The sequence below is a fragment of the Rhodovulum sp. genome (assembly GCF_011048875.1).
Taxonomy (GTDB): domain Bacteria; phylum Pseudomonadota; class Alphaproteobacteria; order Rhodobacterales; family Rhodobacteraceae; genus Rhodovulum; species Rhodovulum tesquicola.
In genome coordinates, this window is record NZ_DSDD01000452.1 from 1 (window position 1) to 19,900 (window position 19,900).

A 19,900-nucleotide genomic window follows, 5' to 3' on the forward strand; every position below is an offset into this window, starting at 1 on the left:
GCCCGGCCCTGCGTCACCAGGTCGACGGCAATATTTGCCGCGGCATGGTGATCCGCCGCCTCGACGATCTCGATCCCGTCGAGCGAGGCGCCAATTTCGCGCGCGGCCGCCGCGATCTTCGCCGGGTCGCCGATCAGGATCGGGGCGATGATCGTGTGCCGCGCCCCCAGCAGCGCGCCGCCCAGCGATTTCGGTTCCTCGGGCGCGATCACCGCCGTCGGCAGCGGCGGCAGCGGTTCGGCACGCGAAATGATCGCATCGAAATGGCGGTGGTGCTCTATCAGCAGGCCGGGGATCTCCAGATCGTCGAACCGCATCTTGCGGGCGGGCGCCTGAACCTCGGCCTCGCCGGTCAGGATCGTCACGCCATCCGAGCGTCGGCTCACCTCGGTCGCCATCACCAGCCCGTCGGGCGGGTGCTTGTCGGTGACAGTGACCCGCGCCACCAGTTCGTCACCCGCATGGGCGCGGCCCTGAAAGCGCAGCGACTGCGCGCGGTAAAGCGTGCCTGCACCGGGCAGGATGTTGCCGATCACCGCCGAGACCAGCGAGCCCACCCACATCGCCGGCGCCACCGCCTCGGGCATGCCGTCGCCATCGCCGTCATGCCCCGCGAGATGCATGGGATTGTGATTGCCCGAGGCGGAAGCGAAGACGTAGAAGTCGTCTTCCGTGCAGATGCGCACGATCTCGGCGCTGTCGCCTATGGCAATCTCGTCGAAGACGCGGTTTTCATCGATTCTCATATGGCCCTCATTCGGCAGTGGTTTCCCTTGTCCGGACCGAGCCGCCCGGCGCCTTGGCGCGGGGGGCTTCGGACGCTTGTTCCTGTACCGCCCTGGGCCACGCAACGGCACCGAAGGCCCGTATCTAGGGCGCGCCCCAAACCGCGTGAAAGCCCGTATCGACCGCCGCTCTGCGCATCGCCGCGCCCGGATCCAGCCAATTACCCGCCAGCTCAAACCCCATCCGCTCGACCCAGACGAAGGGATTGTCGGGCGCGGCGGGCTGGCGCGTCTCGCGTCTGCGCGCTGCTGCAGTCGACACCGGCCCGAGCCAGGGGTTCCGCGACGAGATCGCAGCATTGCCCAGCCGCAGCGGGTGCAGCGCGCGCGAGGCCTCGGCCATGGGTGGCGCGATGGCGGCCCGCAAGGCGGGCGCCAGTGACGGCTCGACCCGTCGCGCATCCCCCCGCCCCTCGACCGCCTCGACGCCCATCAGATAAAGCCCCGGCGCCAGCGCCACCATGTCCAGAAGCACCGCGCCCGTAGCCCCGGGATGCGCGGCGGACAGCACCAGCGGCAACCAGCCGCCCGGCCCCTGCCCCAGCACCGCCGGCGCGGGCACGTCAGGGTGGCGGCGGGCAATCTCGACGGCAAAGGCGGCCAACGCGTCGATCGCGTCGGCAACGGTCTGGCCCGGCACCGGGCAACGGCCAAACCCGGCCGCATGGACCGGCAGCCCCGCGGCCAATGCAGCGGCCGCCGCTCCGGTCAGCCCGTCAGCCCCGCCCATCCGCGGCGCGACCAACAGCACGGGCCGCGCGACCGGCGCGGGCGCGGCGGCAGGCACCAGCCGGACCAGCCGCGCGTTGCAGGGGCGCGCCAGACCCCCGGCCTCCATTACCGGCTCTTGCGCATGGGGCAGCGCGGGGGGAGCGCCCTCCGCCTCGGCGGCGGCAAGCGCATCCGCACGCTGGCGCAAGATATCGGCGGCCGGTACCGCGCGTTCGGCCGAATCGCGCAGATACGCGCGCCAATGCCCGGCCCAGTCGGCCGCCGTCGCATGCCGCCCGCTCATCCGCGCCGCGCGCATCACGGTCGCTGTCTGCGTGAATACCCCCTGCCAATGCTCGCCTTGGTCGCGCGCGATCGCACCCGCATGACCCGGCGCGACCTCGTTGACCCGCCACGCAGTTCGAACGAGGCCGAACGGGTCCAGCGGGGACACGCCGCGCCCGGTCATGGCCTTGACCCAATCCGCAAAGCCGCACCGACGTCATGCCCGCTCCAATATCGTCCCCGCACCGCAACCTCCATGCGCCGACATCGGAAAACATATCCGTAGCCGCCCGCCATTGCACGCATAGCCTAGCCTGGCGCCCGTGACAGGGTCGTGACGTCCGCCGGGCCGCAGCGGCGATCCGGCGGACCGCTCAGTAGCAGGCGAAATCAAGCGCGCGCAGCGCCGTCACCTCCGGACAGTCGGGCGCATTCAGCCCCTCGGTGACCTCGTGCAGCGTCTCGACCAGGCATTCCAGTTGCCCGATCTCATCCTCGGCAAACGGACCGGACGAGCGCGTATGTCCCGTGATCGTGCGCGAATTGCTCGCCCCGGTGGCAATCGTGACGCCGTTTCGCAACCCGTACTGGTGCGCCAGCGGAAGCACTCCCGCAGGATCTTGCAGCGTGGGGTCGTCCCACATCAGCACTCCGGTATTGGCGATCCCCCAGTGCACCACCGGATCCGAGATCAGCAGCCCGTTCTCGAAATAGAATTCTCTCCACGCCTGCGAATAGCTCTGATAAAGGAGGAGGGGGCGTGTATAGCGAATACGAATGGCCAGTGAGAAACCCGTATCGCAAAGCCCGTCCAGCGCGGTCAGAAGTTCCGCAACCTTGTTAACTCGATCCATGACCTCGGCGGCACCTCGCGTAAAGGTTGAGTGGCCTTCTGCGATGCCACCTGCTAGGACGGAGCATTACACATTCCGCCACGGAATTTGAACTACAGGACACGAAACGTCCCCGATGAGCCAGATCAAGCGTTATGCAGACCGCCTCGATGAACTTGCCCCCGCGGGATTCTATGTGGCGTTGCGGGTCGGGTTCTCCTATCCGGCAGAGGAACTGAACCACCTGCCCGAGGCCTGGGTCGAGCATTACACCGTCCAGGGCCTCGTCGTGCATGATCCGGTGTTGAAATGGGTCTATACCAATAGCGGCGTCACCTCCTGGGACCGGCTCGGGCTCGACGATCCCCGCGGCGTCCTGCGCGAGGCGCGCGGATACGGCCTGCATCACGGTGCGGTGGCCTGCGTGCCCTGCACCGAGGAAAAGGGGCGGCGCAGCTATGGCACTTTCGCCCGTCCCGACCGGCCCTTCTCCGGCATCGAGATGCGCGAGCTTCTGTCCCTCCTGACACAGATGCACAGGTCCGGCACGCCGCCCCGGCGGCTGACGCGCGCCGAGACAGAGGCGTTGCGAATGCAGGCCAACGGAATGCGGCTGAAACAGATCTCGGCCGAACTCGACATCTCGATGAGCGCTGTCAAGGCGCGGCTGGCCAATGCCAAGCGCAAGCTCGGCGCACAAACCCCCTCGCAGGCTGCCTCGATCGCACGCAGCCGGGGCGTTCTGTAACACTCGGCTGACCACGATCCGGCGCGCGGGTCGGACGACAGGTTCGCCCGGGTAGCGAGGTCCTTCACGACACCTGCCGCGTGCTTGCTCTGGGCAGAACCCGCTCCATCGGCTAGACCGGCTGCGTATTTCCACAACGCGCCAGGGAGCCGCCGATGACCAGACCGCTTTCCGAGGTTCGCCCGAACACCTGGGCTTTCCTGCGTGACCCGATGATCGCGCCCACGGGCTTTCGCGAATACGATGCGCGCTGGCGTTATCCGCAGGAAATCAACCTGCCCGGATTGACCGCCCTGGGGCTTGGCCTTGGCACCCAGATGATGCACCGGGGCATCCGGCCTGAAATCGCGGTGGGCAATGATTACCGCGACTATTCGCTGGCGATCAAGCAGGCGCTGATTCTGGGGCTGGTGCAGGCGGGCATCACGGTGCGCGACATCGGCCCGGCGCTTTCGCCCATGGCCTATTTCAGCCAGTTCCATCTGGACGCGCCCGCCGTCGCGATGGTGACGGCCAGCCACAATCCGAATGGCTGGACCGGCGTCAAGATGGGGTTCGAACGGCCGCTGACCCATGGCCCCGAGGAAATGGCCGAGTTGCGCGATATCGTGCTGGGCGGGCTGGGTGAGGCCCGGCCCGGCGGCGGTTGGCGGCGCGAGGATGGCGTGCGCGAGGCCTATATCCATGACCTCGTCGCGGATTTCCGTATGTCGCGCCCGCTGAAAGTGGTCTGCGCCACCGGCAATGGAACCGCCTCCGATTTCGCGCCCGAGATCCTCGAAAGGATCGGCGTCGAGGTGGTGCCGCTGCATTGCGACCTGGATTACACCTTCCCCAATTACAACCCCAACCCCGAGGCCATGGAGATGCTGCATGACATGGCGCGGGCGGTTCGCGAAAACGGCGCGGACATGGCGCTGGGCTTCGATGGCGACGGCGACCGCTGCGGCGTGGTGGACGACGAGGGCGAGGAGATCTTCGCCGACAAGATGGGCGTGATCCTGGCGCGCGACTATGCCAGATTGTATCCCGGTGCAAAATTCGTGGTCGATGTGAAATCGACCGGCCTTTACCACAGCGACCCGGAATTGCGGGCGCTGGGGGCCAGTACGGAATACTGGAAGACCGGCCACAGCCACATGAAGCGGCGGGTGCATGCCACCGGCGCGCTGGCGGGTTTCGAGAAATCGGGTCATTATTTCCTCGCCGGTCCCGTCGGGCGGGGCTACGACTGCGGGATGCGGGTCGCGGTCGAGATCTGCAAGCTGATGGACCGCAATCCCGGCCGCTCGCTCTCGGACCTGCGCCGTTCATTGCCCCGGACCTTTTCTTCGCCCACCATGTCGCCCTTTTGCGCCGATACCGAGAAATATGCCGTGCTTGACCGGCTGGTGGCAAAACTTCAGGATCGGCACGCGCACGGCGAACCCCTTGGCGGGCGAGCGATCTGCGATATCGTCACCGTCAATGGTGCGCGGGTGATGCTGGAAAATGGCGGCTGGGGTCTGGTGCGCGCCTCGTCCAATACCCCCAACCTGGTGGTGGTCTGCGAAAGCCCTGACAGCGAAGAGGAACTTCGAGCGATCTTCGCCGATCTAAATGCGGTGATCCGAACAGAACCGGCGGTAGGCGCCTACGACCAGAGCCTCTGAGCGGATCGGGCAGCACCCCGCGCCTTTCCGCCGTTTTCCGCTTTCGGCAATTTCTCGCCGATCGACGCCCCGTCGAGCCTTGCACGGCTTTTCCGTTGCAAGCGCCCTCGCCTTTTGTCACGAAACATGTCTAAAATGACAGGTGGATTTTCCCAAGTTCTGCGCCCAATGAATACGCAGGACACGGAAACCGGCAGAGAAACGCAATGCAGCAGGATACCTGAATGCCAAAGGAACTGGAAAAACTCTCGCTCGCCGAACTCAAGCAGCTCCGCAAGGAGGTGGATGCGGCCATCGCGTCGTTCAACGATCGCGAAAAGGCGAAAGTCCGCGCCGTGCTTGAGGAAAAGGCCAAGGAGTTCGGATTTTCACTGGATGAAATTTTCGGGAAAAAGACCCGACGCAGCAAGGCGGCCGCGAAATACCGCAATCCCGCCAATGCCGCGGAAACCTGGAGCGGGCGGGGACGACGCCCGAACTGGCTGGAAGAGGCGCTGAAGAAAGGCGCCCGGCTCGAAGATTTCCTGATCCGCTGAAACGCGACGCCGGGTGCCCCGCCTGCGGCGCCCGGCTCTCCGCGCAGGTCGTTGCCTCCCCCCGGGGCTCGGCGATGTCGCTTGAATGGTCCCGCGCGCGAACGGACTTGTCTTGCCCCGTCACGTCTCGTCCGAATAGGCTGCGCATGGGGGTAAAGAACCTGCTTCCGCAAGGCCGGGGGTTACACCATTTAAACATCTGTTCTGCACAGTCGGGCGGAAATGATTGCCGTCTTGTTCCATAGGTTGCGTGCCCTACTTCGCCTTGCGGGGGTCTTTCCGCTCGCGCTCTGGCCTGGCTTCGCCCCGGCAGAACCCGCAGGCCACCCCGGCGCCGTGACGCTCGCCCGGCAGAACGCCCTGGCAAACGAGGACCTCGCCCGCTCGGTGGTCGAGCTTCAGGTCTTTCGCACACGGCAAGAGGCTCGCGCCGCCGATGGCACGCGGATTGCCCTGACCGCGCTGAACCCCGATGCGAACGGCTGGTTCCTGCTCGAGCTGTTTCGCCCCGGCAAGGGGCGCGAAACCTATCACCTCGAGAACCCCGCACCGCTTGCCCGCCGGATCGCGCTGACCGGCGGTCCCGCTCCCGCGCTTTCGTTTGGCAGGGAGGGGCTCTGTCGCCCCTGGGCAGATACGACGCCCGAGCTTGAAGCCGCCCGCGCCACCGGCCTACCCTTTGCACCGGTCTGCGGCGACCTGCTTTATCTGCGCAACCCGGTTGCGGGCAGCCGCACGAGCCTGGAGCGAACCGCCGAGTTCCTGCGCGACAAGATCGCCTTCGGCGAAGGTCTCGTCGGCCTTGTGAAAAGCACGCTCTACAAGGATCGCTACCTTGAAAGCGGGGCGCTGGTGACCGATGCCGATCCCGGCCGAGCGGCGGCAGCGCTGGGGCGCGCGCGGTTGGCCGATCATCCGGTGATGTATACCACGATGACCTTCGATCTGGTCGGCGCCAGCCCCACGCGGATGGAGATGGGCGCCTGGTACGCGCTGGACGGTGCCCCCGGCATCTATGCCTCGGCGTTGCAACCGCGGATGATCGACGCCGCCATCCTGCGCGGCGATCAGCGCGCCAATCCGCTCGATCCGGTCGAGGGCAAGGCCGATGTCTACCTGGTGGGCTTCGATCTGTCGCTCTTCGATCTGGGCTACGAGACCGGCACCGAGCATCCCCGGCTCGACTGGTCGCCCCGCCCGCCCGAAGCCGCGCGCAACCGCGCGCTTCCCGGCCCCGACGGCTTTGCCCGCCCCGATCCGCTGGTGCCCACCGGCATGCTGTCCCCGGCCGAGGCGCGCCGCGTCGCCGCCACCTTTACCGGCGGCTTCAAGCGCGAGCATGGCGCCTTTCGCTCGGGGCCGCTGGCAGCCACGAACCACGGCCACCATTACGGCTTTGTCGTCCATGGCACGGTGCTCAGCCGGTTGCAGCCCGGGCTGGCCACGCTTTACGTCCTGACCGATGGCAGGGTGGGGATGCGCACATGGGACAGCGCGGACGCCCCGCCGCTGCGCGAGATCCGCTTTGCCCGACAGAACGGCGTCGCGCTGGTCGAGCCTGACCCAGCGACCGGCCAGCCCGTTCCCGGTGCAATGGTGCGCCAATGGCTGCCGGGCAACTGGTCGGGCTCGGACAAGGCCGAACTCAGGACGCTGCGTGCGGGTGCCTGCCTGCGGCCCGGACCGAACGGGCCGTTTCTGGTCTATGCGTGGTTCTCGACGGCGACGCCGTCCGCCATGGCGCGGGTGTTTCAGGCCTATGGCTGCGATTACGCGATGCTTCTGGACATGAACGCGATGGAACACACCTACATGGCGGCCTATGCTGCGGACCCCGGCGGCGGCATCGCGCTGCACCATCTTGTCGCGGGCATGGCCCAGATCGACGCGCGCGCTGCCGATGGCAGCCGGGTGCCGCGCTTTGTCGGCTCTGCCGACAACCGTGACTTCTTCTATCTGCTGCGCAAGGAGGCCGCGAAATGAGATGCCTTGCGATCGTTCTTGCCTGCCTTGTCTGGGCTGTTCCGGCTGCCGCGCAGACGCTGGCCGAGAACAACGCGCGCCTGTTCGACGAGATCGCCGAGGCGCGCGGAGTCAGCCCGGCGCAGCTTGACCGGATCCGGGCGATCTTTGCGGCCTCGCCCGTGCTGGGCCAAGGCAACCCCGCCATCACCCGCCACGCGATGACCCGCGCGGAATGCAACGCCCGCGCGGGCGGCAATGCGCTGGCTGCCTATGTCAACCGCCGCTTCGAACGGATCTGCGGCGCGAAATTCATGGCGCCGCTCTACGATCCGGCCACGCAGCGCCCCGAGGATGCGACCGTCTGCATCGACCAGTTCGAATATCCCAACATCCCCTGCGCCTATCCCGTAGTCTGGGTCAAGGCGAAGGAGGCCGCCGAAATCTGCGCCGCCGAGGGCAAGCGGCTGTGCGATGCGCATGAATGGGAAGGCGCCTGCCAGGGCGCGCTCACGCCGCCCGATTACCGCTTCGACCTTGCGCGCGGGCTGTCAGCCTCGGCGGCGGTGAACCGGATGCGCGCGGCCCATAACGCGAAATACGAAGGCACGGCCCGCTGGAGTTATGGCCCCGCCTTCCGCCGCGGCGTCTGCGCCCAGAACAGCGAGAAAAGCCCGACCTGTCCCGGCGGCGGCTGGAAGAATTGCGGCTCGAACACCTATCCGGCGGGCAGTTTCGCGGGCTGCGCCAGCCCGCTCAAGGTCTATGACCTGAACGGCAACGTGGCCGAGCACATGAATCTGCCGCTGGCCCCCGACCAGATGGCCAGCGCGGGCAGCACCACGCTGGGCGTGACCGAGATGAAGGGATCTTGGTTCATCTGGGACAAGTACCGCGCCCATCCCGACTGGTGCCGCTGGCGCGCGCCCTACTGGCATGGCGACCGGGTGATGAGCCCGAGAAGCCACGAGAACTACCATCTGGGCTTCCGCTGCTGCAAGACATCCGGTCAAACGCCCGGCTCGCAAGAATTTTAGGTGGCCCCATTTGGCGGGTGCCGCGATCAGGGACGCGCGTTCACCGAACGACCATCCCTTGAGCGGCACGTTTCATCAGGTTTTCGCGCTGAAGAGCGGGTCGATACGGGTCGATCGACGCTGTCGGATGAGATGCAGTCCTGCAGCATTGCACTTGGTCGGACAACGGGCACTCCGGTATCCGCGACGGGCCCCGCCCGGGAAGGAAAGAGGCACGCATCCTGCGCTTGTGGCGGACGGGCTGGTCACGAGGTTGAAACGCTTTGCCCATATGCGCGATTTTGACGCAGGCGGGGCGGCGTGGTAGGCTCTTGCGCGGATGGACAACGATTTTGCGTGGGGGTTGGCATGAGTGAGCGATATCCGTCCTATTCGCGGGCCGAGAGGGTCTCGGACGCGGTGGTGCATGTCACGGGGCTGGCCGCGGTGGCGGTGGGAGTTCCGGTGCTGGTGGCGCTGGCCATCGTCTTTCGCGGCGATGGGGCGGCGATCCTGGGGATCACGGTCTATGGCGCCGCGCTGTTCGCGATGATCGGGTTCTCGGCGCTGTATCACATGGTCCAGCACCCGGACTGGACACCGATCCTGCGGCGGCTGGATCATTCGGCCATCTACTGGAAGATCGCGGGCACCTACACGCCCTTCACGCTGCTCTCGGGCGGGCATGGGGCGGGGCTTCTGGCAGGGCTCTGGGCCGCGGCTGCGGCTGGCACGGGGCTGCGGGTGCTGGCGCCCTACAGGTTCCGCGCAGTGAACCTGGCGCTCTATCCGTCGATGGGCTGGGCGGGGGCCGTGGCGGGCTGGGGCCTGTTCGCGACGCTGTCGCCGGTGGTGATGGGGCTGATCGTGGCGGGCGGCTTGGTGTATACGGTGGGGATGATCTTCTACCTGTGGGAGCGGCTGCCCTATCACAACACGATCTGGCATGTTTTCGTGCTGGTCGCCTCGGTGCTGTTCTTCGCGGCGGTGGCGACGCATGTGATCGACACGGCCTGAACGGCACGGGCGATTGAATTTTGCGCTTTCCCGGCCTATAATGAGGCTTGGTTTTCGGGTCCGGACAGAGGGTGCGTCAGACGCCCGTAGCGGCCCCCAGCAAGGAACGAGGCAGTCAGATGAGAGCATTTGCGCTTGCGGCGATGGTCGCCGTGTCCTCCACCCCTGCCCTGGCGGGTCCGATCGAGCGGGCCTGTCTGGGATCCGACCGTCCCGGCGTGTCGCGCGGGGTCTGCAGCTGCATCCAGCAGGCCGCCGACATCACGCTGAGTGCCGGCGACCAGCGCGAGGCGGCGAAGTTCTTCCGCGACCCGCACCAGGCCCAGGTCGTGCGCCAGTCGAAACGCGACCGGGATTCGGCCTTCTGGCAGCGCTACAAGCGGTTCGGCGAGATGGCGGCGGCCTATTGCGGCTGAGCCCGTCCGTCCGGCGGAGCGCCTGCGGCGCAAGCCTTTGAAAGGCGGCCCGTTCCGGGCCGCCGTTTCGGGTATTTTCGCCAAGAAGAAGCAGAGGGCGCGGGTCAGCGGCGGGCGATCTCGGCCAGAAGCCCGCGGGCGGCGTCCTCGACCAGATCCAGCACCAGATCAAAGCCGCCCTCGTAGTAGGGGTCGGGCACCTCGTCGCGGGGGCTGTCGGCATAGTCGAGGAACAGCCGGACGGGGGTGGTGTTGCCCGGCGGGCGGATCCGTTCCAGATCGGCAAGGTTGCTGCGGTCCATCGCGAGGATCAGGTCGAACCCCTCGAAATCCGCGGTGCGCACCTGCCGGGCGCGCAGCGCCGAAAGATCGTAGCCGCGCCGTGCCGCCGCGCGCGTGGCGCGGGGATCGGGCGGATCGCCCGCATGCCAGCCCCCGGTTCCGGCGCTGTCGATCTGGACCGGCAGGCGGGCGGCCTCGGCCATCTGCGCGACGACCCCGTGGGCAGTGGGCGAGCGGCAGATATTGCCGAGGCAGACGAACAGGATGCGGGTGGTCATGGGGCTCTCCTTTCGGCATTGTGATAGCGGAGGGGCGGGCGATGACCAAGATCGTGATTCTGACCGGGGCGGGAATTTCGGCCGAAAGCGGGCTGGGCACGTTCCGCGACAAGGACGGAATCTGGACGCGCTACGATCTGGCCGAGGTGGCAACCCCCGAGGGATTTGCCCGCAATCCCGCGCTGGTGCACGAGTTCTACAATGCGCGGCGCCGCAATGCCGCCGAGGCGATCCCGAATGCGGCCCATGCGGCATTGGCGCGGCTGGAACATGCCCTGCCGGGCGCGGTGCGGATCGTCACGCAGAATATCGACGACCTGCATGAGCGTGCGGGCAGCCGGGCGGTCTGGCACATGCACGGGCAGATCACCCGCGCCCGCTGTGCCGCCTGCGGCGAGACCTGGACCGCGCCGATGGCAATGCGCGCGGACGATCCCTGCCCGTCCTGTGCCGCCCCGGCGACGCGGCCCGATATCGTGTGGTTCGGCGAATTTCCCTATCACATGGAGGCGATCTGGGACGTTCTGCGCGCGGCCGAGCTGTTCGTGGCGATCGGCACCTCGGGCAGCGTCTATCCGGCCGCCGCCTTCGTGCAGGATGCGGCGCGGGCGGGCGCGCGAACGCTGGAGCTGAACCTGAAGCCGTCCGAGAAGGAGGGCGATTTCGCCGAGGCCCGGCATGGCCCGGCCAGCAAGATCGTGCCCGCCTGGGTCGAGGAAATCCTGCGCAGGCGGGGTCAGTAGAAGCCGATCCCGGCCAGCGCGATATCGGCGCGCTGGTCACGGCCATAGGCGGCGATGCCGAGGCTTTTGACCGTTTCGGGGCGCAGGCTGGCGGAGGCACCGCCCCGGGGTTGAAAGGCGGTCGGGGGGATGCGGATCTCGCGCCAGTCGGGGGTGGTGTCAAACCCGGTCTGGTGGAATTGCCAGGGTCGCGTGGCGGCGCTGCGCAGATGGACGAAATAGCGCTGCCCGTCGCCGCGCACGCTGAGCACGATGCCTTGTGCATCCGGGGGCAGCGTGACGGTCCGGCGCATCTGGACGAAGCCGCCGCGATTGGCGGTGCTGACCATGCCGGTCAGGCGCAGGAAGCCCCTGCCCTGTTCCTCGGCATAAGCTGCGGCGCCGGTCGAGACGCCTCCCATCACCCGGTCTGACAGAAAGGACCAGGCGCGCGCGGTTTCGGGGGTGATGGGCTCGATCATCTCAGCCGAAACCGGGGCGGCCAGCACAAGGGCAAGAGCCAGCCATGGCCGGATCATCCCCCATTCATCAGCGCGGCGATGATCGCCTTGGCGCTGTCGCTGTCCCATTCGGCATCGCCCTGCATCCGGGCAATCTCCTGTCCCTCGGGGTTCAGGATCACGGTCACGGGCAGGCCCATCACCCCCATCTGCCGGGCCAATCCCGAGTCGGGATCGCGCCATTTCGGCAGGGTGGCGATGGCCATTTCCGAGAATAGCCGGTCGATGCCCTGGGACGAATTGCGCCCAGTCGCCACCGTGACCACGGCGAAGCCGTTGCCGCCGAATTCGGCATTCAGCCGGTCAAGCGCGGGCATCTCGTGGCGGCAGGGCGGGCACCAGGTCGCCCAGAAATTCAGGACCACCCATCGGCCGCTTTGTTCGGCCAGTGCGCGAGGGGCCTCGACTTCGTCGATCAGCGCGATCTCGGGGACGGGTTTCGGCGCGGCATGGAAGACGAGCTTCTTCATGTCGCCCTCGCGCAGCCCGTTCAGCGCGGCGGGATCGGCGGCGGCGGCATTTGCACCCAGCGCAAGGGCCGTGTAGAGGACGAACGACCTGAAGAACGACATGTTTTCCCTCCGAAGGGCCGTGACGATGACCAACGACCAGTCCAACGCGATGTGGGGCGGGCGGTTCGCCGCCGGGCCGGACGCGATCATGGAGGCGATCAATGCCTCGATCTCGTTCGACCAGCGGCTGGCTGCCCAGGACATCGCCGGTTCCCGCGCCCATGCCGCCATGCTGGCGGCCACAGGCATCATAAGCGATACGGATTCGCAGGCCATCCGGGAAGGGCTGCTCACGGTCTTGTCAGAGATCGAGGCGGGCGGCTTCGCGTTTTCCACCGCGCTGGAAGACATTCACATGAATACCGAGGCGCGGCTTAAGGAGGTGATCGGCGAACCGGCGGGGCGGCTGCACACGGCGCGGTCGCGCAATGACCAGGTGGCGACCGATTTCCGGCTCTGGGTGCGCGACCAGATCGACGCGGCAGTGGCGGGGCTTGAGGCGCTGATCCGGGCGCTGCTGGCACAGGCCGAGGCGGGCACGGACTGGGTGATGCCGGGGTTCACGCATCTGCAAACGGCGCAGCCGGTGACCTGGGGCCATCACATGATGGCCTATGTCGAGATGTTCGCCCGCGACATGGGCCGGTTTTCCGATGCCCGCGCGCGGATGAACGAATGTCCCCTTGGTGCCGCGGCGCTGGCGGGCACGTCCTTTCCGATCGACCGGCAGATGACGGCGGCGGCGCTGGGCTTCGACCGGCCGATGGCCAATTCGCTGGATGCGGTCAGCGACCGGGATTTCGCGCTGGAATTCCTGAGTGCCGCGTCAATCTGCGCGATGCACCTGTCGCGGTTCGCCGAGGAACTGGTGATCTGGTCCTCGGCGCAGTTCCGCTTCGTCACGCTTTCCGACCGGTTCTCGACCGGCTCCTCGATCATGCCGCAGAAGAAGAACCCCGATGCGGCCGAACTGATCCGCGCCAAGATCGGCCGGATCATGGGCGCGAACGTGGCGCTGATGATGGTGATGAAGGGGCTGCCCTTGGCCTATTCCAAGGACATGCAGGAGGACAAGGAACAGGTCTTTGACGCCGCCGACAGCCTGATGCTTGCGCTGGCCGCGATGGAGGGGATGGTGCGCGACATGACCGCGAACCGCCCCGCGCTGGAGGCGGCGGCGGCCAGCGGCTTTTCCACCGCGACCGACCTGGCCGACTGGCTGGTGCGGGCGCTGGGTCTGCCATTTCGCGAGGCGCATCATGTGACGGGCATGCTGGTCGCACTGGCCGAGCGCAAGGGCTGCGACCTGCCCGAATTGACGCTTTCGGACATGCAGGGCGTGCATCCGGGCATAAGGGCGGAGGTGTTCGACGTTCTGGGAGTGCACAATTCGGTCGCGAGTCGGGTAAGCTATGGTGGCACCGCACCCGATCAGGTGCGGGCACAGGTGGCGCGCTGGAAGGAACGGCTGGGATGACGCGGCTTGCCGCGCTGGGGCTGATCCTGCTTGCGGGCTGCGCCGCGCCCTCGGGCCAGGTTGCGGTCACGCCGGACGGGCAGGCCTCGGGGCGGGTGGCCAGCGGGCCGGTGACGGTCTCGGGCGGGCCGGGCGGCCCCGGGGCCTCGGTCCGGGTGGTGCAGACGGGGACAAGCGCGGTGCGGATTGGCACGGATGGGGCGGCGGTGTCGGTGCGGCCCGCCGGATTGCCGGTGCGGATCGGCGCGGGGACTGGAGGGGTGAGCCTTGGCTTCTAGATGGATATGGGCCGCCGTGCTGGTGCTGGGCGGTTGCGGGGTCGACGGACCGCCGCAACCGCCGCAGGCGGGCGTGACGGTCGGCGGCACGGTCGAAATTGGCGTGACGGGAGGAAACCGGCCATGACGCCCCTGCGGATGATCTTTCTGGCGCTTGCGATCTGGGGCGCCATTCACCCGATGTATTATTTCCTGAGCTGGTATTTCGCCAACGGTCAGGATTTCATGGGCATGATCGACGCCTGGTATGTCAATGCCAGCACCACGGGTCTGGTCTGGGATCTGACCATTGCCGCCATCGCGCTGGCAATCTGGATCGTGGCCGACAGCATCGCGCGCCGCGACTGGCTGGGGCCGCTGGCGGTGCTGGCCATCGGCATCGGAGTGTCCTGCGCCCTGCCGCTCTACCTGTTCCTGCGCTCGCGCCCGCGCGGCGCCAAGACGTCCTGAGCCCGGAATGGATCATTTCCTCTATCGCGACGGCGTGCTGCATGCCGAGGATATCCCCCTGCCCGAGATCGCGGCACAGGTCGGAACCCCATTCTATTGCTATTCGGTCGCCACGCTGACCCGGCATTTCCGCCTGTTCCAGGAGGCGCTGGCGGGCTTGGATCACCTGATCTGCTACGCGGTGAAGGCCAATTCCAACCAGGCCGTGCTGAAGCTGATGGGCGATCTGGGGGCGGGCGTCGATGTCGTCTCGGGCGGGGAATACCGTCGCGCACGGGCGGCTGGCATTCCGGGCGAACGGATCGTGTTCTCGGGCGTCGGCAAGACGCGCGAAGAGATGCGGCTGGCGCTGGGGGGCGGGATCCGGCAGTTCAACGTCGAATCCGAACCCGAGATGGCGGCGCTGAACGAGGTGGCGCTGGGCTTGGGCGACGTGGCCCCCATCGCGGTGCGGGTAAACCCCGATGTGGACGCCCAGACGCATGAGAAGATCGCAACCGGCAGGGCCGAGAACAAGTTCGGCATCCCGATTGCCAAGGCACGCGCGGTCTATGCCCATGCCGCGACCCTGCCGGGACTGCGGGTGGTCGGCATCGACGTGCATATCGGCAGCCAGTTGACCGCGCTCGAACCTTTCGAGGCCGCCTATGCCAAGGTCGCCGACCTGACCCGCGCGCTGCGTCAGGACGGGCATGAAATCCTCCGGCTGGATCTGGGCGGCGGTCTTGGCATCCCCTATGAACGCTCGAACGCAGCCCCTCCCCTGCCGCTGGACTATGGCGCGATGATCAAGCGCGTCGTCGGCGATCTGGGCTGCGAGATCGAGATCGAGCCGGGCCGCCTGATCGCGGGCAATGCCGGGATCCTGGTGGCGCAGGCGATCTATGTGAAGGAGGGTGAGGGGCGGAATTTCCTGATCCTCGATGCCGCGATGAACGATCTGGTGCGGCCTGCGATGTATTCGGCCCATCACGACATCGTGCCGGTGATCGAACCCGCGCCCGGCACCGAACAGGCGCCCTTCGACATCGTGGGGCCGGTCTGCGAGACGGGCGATAGCTTTGCGAAAAGCCGCATGATGCCACCCGTCTCGCCGGGCGATCTGGTCGCCTTCCGCTCGGCAGGCGCCTATGGCGCCGTGATGGCCTCGGAATACAACACCCGCCCGCTGGTGCCCGAGGTGCTGGTCATGGGGGATCACGTGGCCGTCATTCGGAACAGGCCATCCTTTGACGAGATCATAAACCGAGATACCATTCCCGAGTGGCTTTGACCGGCAACCCCGTCGGATCGCCACGGGATGGGAGCATGACCGAACGGACGACCCCCCCCGAGGATGCCCTTCAAGCCTTGCGCTGGCCGCTGCGTCTGACGCGGGCGGGCATGGTGGCCGAACGCCTGACCCGCGCCTTCTGGCCGCTTGTCAGCTTTTTGCTGACGGTGGCGGCGGTGCTGTCCTTCGGGGTGCACGAAATGCTGTCGCGCGGCTGGGCGCTGGGCTTGCTGGCACTCGCGGCTGCCGCGATCATTGCCGCTCTCGGCCATGGAGTGCGCAACTTTCGCTGGCCGACGCGGTCCGAGGCGCTGGACCTGCTGGACCGCACGCTGCCGGGCCGTCCGATCACGGCGCTGCGCGACCATCCGGCCATCGGCGCGGGCGATGCGGCCTCCGAGGCTGTCTGGCGGGCGCATCTCGCGCGCATGGCAGACCGCGCGCGGGCGGCGCGGGCGGTTTGCCCGGACCTGCGCGTGGCGTCACGCGATCCCTATGCGCTGCGCTATGTGGCGCTGACGGCGTTCGTCGTGGCGCTGGCCTTCGGCTCGCTCTGGCGGGTAGCAAGCGTCGGTGATCTGGCCGGCGATGGCGGCACGGCGATGGCGGCGGGGCCGACTTGGGAAGGCTGGATCGAGCCGCCCGCCCATACCGCCAAGCCCAGCCTCTACCTGAACGAGATCCGCGCCGAAACGCTGACCGTACCGCATGGCAGCCTGCTGAGCCTGCGGCTTTACGGCGAGGTCGGCGCGCTGGAGTTGCGCGAGACGGTCTCGGCCCGGCCGGTCGAGGGCACCGCGCCCCAAAGGGCGGATGCAATGGCACAAAGCTTCGAGATGGTCCGCCCCGGCGAGGTGACGATCGAGGGGCCGGGCGGGCGAAGCTGGCAGATCGTGCTGACCCCCGACGCCCCGCCTGAAATCGCGGCGGACGGTCCGCCCGAGGTGCAGGCCAACGGACAGATGGCCCAACGCTTTGCCGCGCGCGACGATTACGGCGTGGTGGCGGGCCGCGCGGTGGTGACGCTGGATGCGGAGGCGGTTGACCGCCGCTACGGTCTGATGTCCGAGCCCGAACCGCGCGAACCGCTGGTGCTGGACCTGCCGATGACGATCACTGGCGACCGGCGCGACTTTTCCGAGACGCTGATCGAGAACCTGTCGCAGCACCCCTGGGCCGGGCTGCCGGTTCAGATGGTGCTGATCGCGCAGGATGCGCTGGGGCAGGAGGGGACAAGCCCGCCCACCGAGATGATGCTGCCCGGGCGACGCTTCTTCGACCCGCTGGCCCGCGCGGTGGTGGAACAGCGCCGCGACCTTCTCTGGACGCGCGAGAACGGCGCGCAGGTGGCGCAGAGGCTGCGCGCGGTCAGCCACGAACCGGAAGGGCTTTTCCGTAGTGAACGCGCCTATCTGATGCTGCGCGTCGCGATCCGGCGTCTTGAAGCCGGGGTCGCGGCCGGGCTGGAGCCTGGGACGCAGGACGAAATCGCCGCCGCGCTGTGGGATATCGCCGTGCTGATCGAGGAGGGCGACATGTCGGACGCCGCCGAACGGCTGCGCCGGGCGCAGGAGCGGCTGTCCGAGGCAATGCGCAATGGCGCGACCAACGAGGAAATCGCCGAACTGATGCGCGAACTGCGCGAGGCGATGCAGGATTACATGCGCCAGCTTGCGCAGCAGCAATCACAGGACGGCCAGCAGCAGGCGCAGAACCAGCAGGACATGCAGCAGATCACCGGCGACCAGTTGGAACAGATGCTGGAGCGGTTGCAGCAACTGATGGAAGAAGGCCGGATGGACGAGGCGCAGCAATTGCTGGAGATGCTGCGACAGATGATGGAGAACATGCAGATCACGCGGGGCCAGGGCGGCCAGCAAAGCCCCGGCCAGCAGGCGATGGAGGGTCTGGCAGAGACCCTGCGCCAGCAGCAGGGGCTGAGCGACGAGGCGTTCCGGGGCCTTCAGGACCAGTTCAATCCGGGCCAGCAGGGCCAACAAGGCGAAGGTCAGCAGGATCGGGGCCAGCAGGGTGAGGGACAGGACGGACAGGGTCAGCAATTCGGCGAGGGTCAGGGGCAAGGCCAGGGTCAGGGTCAGCAGCCCGGCGCCGTGGGGCGCGAGGGCGATCTGGGCCAGCAGCTTGCCGACCGCCAGCGCGCGCTGCAACGCGAACTGGACCGCCAGCGCGCGGGGTTGCCGGGCTTGGGCGGCTCGCCCGAGGGCGAGGCGGCGCGCGAGGCGCTGGACCGCGCGGGCCGCGCGATGGGCGAGGCCGAAAACGCGCTGCGCGGTGACGATCTGGCGGGCGCGCTGGACAGCCAGGCCGAAGCTATGGAGGCGCTGCGCGAGGGAATGCGCAACCTGGGCGAGGCGCTGGCACGGAACCAGCAGCCGGGCCAGCAGGGCGAGGGCATGGGCCAGGCGCAGGCCGGCAGCGACCGCCGCGACCCGCTCGGTCGCGATACGGGGCAAATGGGCCGGGTCGGCACGGAACAGGAGATGCTGCGCGGCGAGGATGTGCAGGGGCGCGCGCGCGAATTGCTGGACGAGATCCGTCGCCGCTCGGGTGAACAGGAACGGCCCGAGATCGAACTGGACTATCTGCGGCGGCTGCTGGACCGGTTCTGATTCCGCCCGGTCGCGGCGTCAGCCAGCTACCGATCGCGGCAGCAGGGCATGCAGCCATAGCCGAAGACCGTCGATGGCCCCCATATAGCCTGCCATCGGCGCCTCAAGCGCGGGATGCAGCGCGCCGATCCTGGGCGCCATCACATAGGCGCCCACCGCCAGCGCTGCGACCAGCACGACAAGCGCAAAGCCCAGCCGGAATCCGCTGCGCCGGGCGGTCTCCTCGGCCTCGGCGGTGATGATGCTGTCGGCGCCACGGTCGGAACTGGCGTCGAGACTGGCATTGATCTCGGCCAGATCGGGCAACTGGTCGCGGCGGGTTGCGGGTTCTGGTTCAGGCGTGGGCCGGGCGGGGGCGGCGGGTTCTGCAACGGGCGCGGGGCTGCGCGGCGGGGCATTGTCGAGGCCCAGATCGGGCTGGGCGGCGAAGGTGTCGGCCGCGGCCTCCTGCGCGCGCGCGCGCCGTTCGCGCGCGGCCTCTTCCTGCAGGATGTCGAGCACCGAGGCATCCAGCGCGCGGCGCGCGGCGGAAGCCGGAGCCGGTTCGGCCTCGGGCAGCGGCGGCGGGGCCGTGGTCTCGCCATGCCAGCCGATATCCTCGGCCTCGGGCGCGCGCCTTGTGGCATCCGCTCCGGCCGGATGCTGGAACCAGGTATGGCCGCAATTCGAGCACTGCACATCGCGCCCCTCGTCGGGGATCACGGCGGCATCGACCTCATACTGGGCGTTGCAGTTCGGGCAAATCAGTCGCATTCCGCACCCTGCCTCGACCCGTCCATGGGACGGACCCTGCCTGTCGTTTTGCGGCATGTTGTATCAGCCCCGGTGGAAATTCAAAGCCTTTGCGGGCGCAGGCGATTGAAACCGGGCCGGGGCTCGGGCAATAGGGTGGCCGGATGAGCGGCGGAGCGGACCCGTGATCGAGCTGGAAGACGTGTCCCACAGCTATGGCGGAGCCCAGCTCCTGTCGGGCATATCGCTGCGCTTGCAGCCCGGATCCTTCCATTTCCTGACCGGCCCCTCGGGCGCGGGCAAGACGACGCTGCTGAAACTGTGCTATGCCGAATTGCGGCCCACACGCGGAAGGGTGCGCCTTTTTGGCGCAGAGCTCGCCGGGATGGACCGCGACGCGGTGGCGCGCACGCGGCGCCGGATCGGGGTGGTGCATCAGGATTGCCAGTTTCTGGACCACCTGCCGCTGGCCGAGAATGTCAGCCTGCCGTTGCTGGTGGCCGGGCGCGACGTGGCGGCCGAGGCGGAGAACCTGCGCGAATTGCTGGCCTGGGTCGGCCTGCAGGCACAGACCGACGCGCTGCCGCCGCAACTCTCGGGCGGCGAGCGTCAGCGCGCGGCGCTGGCGCGTGCGGTCATCATGGACCCAGACGTGATCCTGGCCGACGAGCCCACCGGCAATGTGGACTGGGAAATGTCCTTGCGCATCCTGCAATTGCTGGTCGAACTGAACCGCATGGGCAAGGCGATCCTGGTGGCGACGCATGATCTGAACCTGATCCGC

At 67.7% G+C, this 19,900-nt stretch carries 21 protein-coding genes; 14 read left to right on the top strand and 7 right to left on the bottom strand.

Annotation, left to right across the window (positions count from 1 at the left end; all coding sequences use genetic code 11):
• The 3 genes from ENN83_RS15420 to ENN83_RS15430 all read right to left on the bottom strand — a co-directional run.
• On the bottom strand, window positions 1-746 hold a 746-nt coding region (locus tag ENN83_RS15420), incomplete at its 3' end, for a MaoC/PaaZ C-terminal domain-containing protein (protein WP_287188514.1).
• A gap of 124 nt (window positions 747-870) precedes the next feature.
• Complete coding sequence (locus tag ENN83_RS15425; protein WP_287188517.1) at window positions 871-1,965, bottom strand: DUF3141 domain-containing protein; 1,095 nt, start codon at window positions 1,963-1,965, stop codon at window positions 871-873.
• 190 nt (window positions 1,966-2,155) lie between these two features.
• Window positions 2,156-2,635: an autoinducer binding domain-containing protein gene (locus tag ENN83_RS15430; protein WP_287188520.1), complete on the bottom strand. Its 480-nt coding sequence runs from the start codon at window positions 2,633-2,635 to the stop codon at window positions 2,156-2,158.
• 115 nt (window positions 2,636-2,750) lie between these two features.
• Here ENN83_RS15430 and ENN83_RS15435 point away from each other — a divergent pair, with 115 nt between their 5' ends.
• From ENN83_RS15435 to ENN83_RS15465, 7 genes are all read left to right on the top strand, one after another.
• Window positions 2,751-3,362: a helix-turn-helix transcriptional regulator gene (locus ENN83_RS15435; protein ID WP_287188521.1), complete on the top strand. Its 612-nt coding sequence runs from the start codon at window positions 2,751-2,753 to the stop codon at window positions 3,360-3,362.
• Between the two features lie 155 nt (window positions 3,363-3,517).
• Window positions 3,518-5,014, top strand: coding sequence for a phosphomannomutase/phosphoglucomutase (locus ENN83_RS15440; RefSeq protein WP_287188524.1), 1,497 nt, complete (start codon window positions 3,518-3,520; stop codon window positions 5,012-5,014).
• A gap of 224 nt (window positions 5,015-5,238) precedes the next feature.
• Complete coding sequence (locus ENN83_RS15445; protein ID WP_287188527.1) at window positions 5,239-5,550, top strand: H-NS histone family protein; 312 nt, start codon at window positions 5,239-5,241, stop codon at window positions 5,548-5,550.
• 336 nt (window positions 5,551-5,886) lie between these two features.
• A complete protein-coding gene (locus ENN83_RS15450; protein WP_287188530.1) occupies window positions 5,887-7,533 on the top strand; it encodes a hypothetical protein in 1,647 nt (548 codons plus the stop codon).
• Window positions 7,530-8,549: a hypothetical protein gene (locus ENN83_RS15455; RefSeq protein ID WP_287188534.1), complete on the top strand. Its 1,020-nt coding sequence runs from the start codon at window positions 7,530-7,532 to the stop codon at window positions 8,547-8,549. Before ENN83_RS15450 ends, ENN83_RS15455 begins: the two co-directional genes overlap by 4 nt.
• Window positions 8,550-8,897: 348 nt before the next feature.
• A complete protein-coding gene (gene trhA, locus ENN83_RS15460) occupies window positions 8,898-9,545 on the top strand; it encodes a PAQR family membrane homeostasis protein TrhA (RefSeq protein WP_287188537.1) in 648 nt (215 codons plus the stop codon).
• Window positions 9,546-9,664: 119 nt separating this feature from the next.
• Window positions 9,665-9,961 carry a hypothetical protein gene (locus tag ENN83_RS15465; RefSeq protein WP_287188540.1) on the top strand — a complete coding sequence of 99 codons (297 nt, stop codon included), beginning with the start codon at window positions 9,665-9,667 and terminating at the stop codon, window positions 9,959-9,961.
• A gap of 104 nt (window positions 9,962-10,065) precedes the next feature.
• Here ENN83_RS15465 and ENN83_RS15470 read toward each other — a convergent pair whose 3' ends face one another.
• Window positions 10,066-10,521, bottom strand: coding sequence for a low molecular weight protein-tyrosine-phosphatase (locus ENN83_RS15470; RefSeq protein ID WP_287188543.1), 456 nt, complete (start codon window positions 10,519-10,521; stop codon window positions 10,066-10,068).
• Between the two features lie 41 nt (window positions 10,522-10,562).
• Between ENN83_RS15470 and ENN83_RS15475 the strand changes: the two genes are divergently transcribed.
• Complete coding sequence (locus ENN83_RS15475) at window positions 10,563-11,264, top strand: NAD-dependent deacylase (RefSeq protein WP_287188546.1); 702 nt, start codon at window positions 10,563-10,565, stop codon at window positions 11,262-11,264.
• On the opposite strand, the gene ENN83_RS15480 is transcribed toward ENN83_RS15475, so the two are convergent.
• Both ENN83_RS15480 and ENN83_RS15485 read right to left on the bottom strand, forming a co-directional pair.
• A complete protein-coding gene (locus ENN83_RS15480) occupies window positions 11,258-11,782 on the bottom strand; it encodes a CIA30 family protein (RefSeq protein WP_287188549.1) in 525 nt (174 codons plus the stop codon). The two genes, ENN83_RS15475 and ENN83_RS15480, sit on opposite strands and share 7 nt — an antisense overlap.
• Complete coding sequence (locus ENN83_RS15485) at window positions 11,779-12,336, bottom strand: TlpA family protein disulfide reductase (RefSeq protein WP_287188550.1); 558 nt, start codon at window positions 12,334-12,336, stop codon at window positions 11,779-11,781. The genes ENN83_RS15480 and ENN83_RS15485 overlap by 4 nt, the downstream gene beginning before the upstream one ends.
• A gap of 25 nt (window positions 12,337-12,361) precedes the next feature.
• Between ENN83_RS15485 and argH the strand changes: the two genes are divergently transcribed.
• The 5 genes from argH to ENN83_RS15510 all read left to right on the top strand — a co-directional run bounded on the left by argH (window position 12,362) and on the right by ENN83_RS15510 (window position 18,384).
• A complete protein-coding gene (argH, locus tag ENN83_RS15490) occupies window positions 12,362-13,753 on the top strand; it encodes an argininosuccinate lyase (RefSeq protein ID WP_287188569.1) in 1,392 nt (463 codons plus the stop codon).
• A complete protein-coding gene (locus tag ENN83_RS15495; RefSeq protein ID WP_287188552.1) occupies window positions 13,750-14,031 on the top strand; it encodes a hypothetical protein in 282 nt (93 codons plus the stop codon). The genes argH and ENN83_RS15495 overlap by 4 nt, the downstream gene beginning before the upstream one ends.
• Window positions 14,032-14,154: 123 nt before the next feature.
• Complete coding sequence (locus ENN83_RS15500; protein WP_287188555.1) at window positions 14,155-14,481, top strand: DUF2834 domain-containing protein; 327 nt, start codon at window positions 14,155-14,157, stop codon at window positions 14,479-14,481.
• A 7-nt stretch (window positions 14,482-14,488) separates the two neighbouring features.
• Window positions 14,489-15,754, top strand: a complete 1,266-nt coding sequence (gene lysA, locus ENN83_RS15505) for a diaminopimelate decarboxylase (RefSeq protein ID WP_287188557.1) — start codon at window positions 14,489-14,491, stop codon at window positions 15,752-15,754.
• A gap of 35 nt (window positions 15,755-15,789) precedes the next feature.
• A complete protein-coding gene (locus ENN83_RS15510; protein WP_287188560.1) occupies window positions 15,790-18,384 on the top strand; it encodes a TIGR02302 family protein in 2,595 nt (864 codons plus the stop codon).
• 18 nt (window positions 18,385-18,402) lie between these two features.
• Here the strand turns inward: ENN83_RS15510 and ENN83_RS15515 are convergent, their stop codons facing one another.
• A complete protein-coding gene (locus tag ENN83_RS15515) occupies window positions 18,403-19,137 on the bottom strand; it encodes a zinc-ribbon domain-containing protein (RefSeq protein ID WP_287188563.1) in 735 nt (244 codons plus the stop codon).
• A gap of 163 nt (window positions 19,138-19,300) precedes the next feature.
• On the opposite strand from ENN83_RS15515, the gene ENN83_RS15520 reads away from it, so the two are divergent.
• Window positions 19,301-19,900: cell division ATP-binding protein FtsE (locus tag ENN83_RS15520; protein ID WP_287188566.1), on the top strand; the 600-nt coding region annotated here is incomplete at its 3' end.

Bases quoted from the DNA above. Each gene is read 5' to 3' on its own strand.
- ENN83_RS15425 (WP_287188517.1), bottom strand. From the start codon at position 1,965: ATGACCGGGCGCGGCGTGTCCCCGCTGGACCCGTTCGGCCTCGTTCGA.
- ENN83_RS15430 (WP_287188520.1), bottom strand. From the start codon at position 2,635: ATGGATCGAGTTAACAAGGTTGCGGAACTTCTGACCGCGCTGGACGGG.
- ENN83_RS15435 (WP_287188521.1), top strand. From the start codon at position 2,751: ATGAGCCAGATCAAGCGTTATGCAGACCGCCTCGATGAACTTGCCCCC.
- ENN83_RS15440 (WP_287188524.1), top strand. From the start codon at position 3,518: ATGACCAGACCGCTTTCCGAGGTTCGCCCGAACACCTGGGCTTTCCTG.
- ENN83_RS15445 (WP_287188527.1), top strand. From the start codon at position 5,239: ATGCCAAAGGAACTGGAAAAACTCTCGCTCGCCGAACTCAAGCAGCTC.
- ENN83_RS15455 (WP_287188534.1), top strand. From the start codon at position 7,530: ATGAGATGCCTTGCGATCGTTCTTGCCTGCCTTGTCTGGGCTGTTCCG.
- trhA (WP_287188537.1), top strand. From the start codon at position 8,898: ATGAGTGAGCGATATCCGTCCTATTCGCGGGCCGAGAGGGTCTCGGAC.
- ENN83_RS15465 (WP_287188540.1), top strand. From the start codon at position 9,665: ATGAGAGCATTTGCGCTTGCGGCGATGGTCGCCGTGTCCTCCACCCCT.
- ENN83_RS15470 (WP_287188543.1), bottom strand. From the start codon at position 10,521: ATGACCACCCGCATCCTGTTCGTCTGCCTCGGCAATATCTGCCGCTCG.
- ENN83_RS15475 (WP_287188546.1), top strand. From the start codon at position 10,563: ATGACCAAGATCGTGATTCTGACCGGGGCGGGAATTTCGGCCGAAAGC.
- ENN83_RS15480 (WP_287188549.1), bottom strand. From the start codon at position 11,782: ATGATCCGGCCATGGCTGGCTCTTGCCCTTGTGCTGGCCGCCCCGGTT.
- ENN83_RS15485 (WP_287188550.1), bottom strand. From the start codon at position 12,336: ATGTCGTTCTTCAGGTCGTTCGTCCTCTACACGGCCCTTGCGCTGGGT.
- argH (WP_287188569.1), top strand. From the start codon at position 12,362: ATGACCAACGACCAGTCCAACGCGATGTGGGGCGGGCGGTTCGCCGCC.
- ENN83_RS15495 (WP_287188552.1), top strand. From the start codon at position 13,750: ATGACGCGGCTTGCCGCGCTGGGGCTGATCCTGCTTGCGGGCTGCGCC.
- ENN83_RS15500 (WP_287188555.1), top strand. From the start codon at position 14,155: ATGACGCCCCTGCGGATGATCTTTCTGGCGCTTGCGATCTGGGGCGCC.
- lysA (WP_287188557.1), top strand. From the start codon at position 14,489: ATGGATCATTTCCTCTATCGCGACGGCGTGCTGCATGCCGAGGATATC.
- ENN83_RS15510 (WP_287188560.1), top strand. From the start codon at position 15,790: ATGACCGAACGGACGACCCCCCCCGAGGATGCCCTTCAAGCCTTGCGC.
- ENN83_RS15515 (WP_287188563.1), bottom strand. From the start codon at position 19,137: ATGCGACTGATTTGCCCGAACTGCAACGCCCAGTATGAGGTCGATGCC.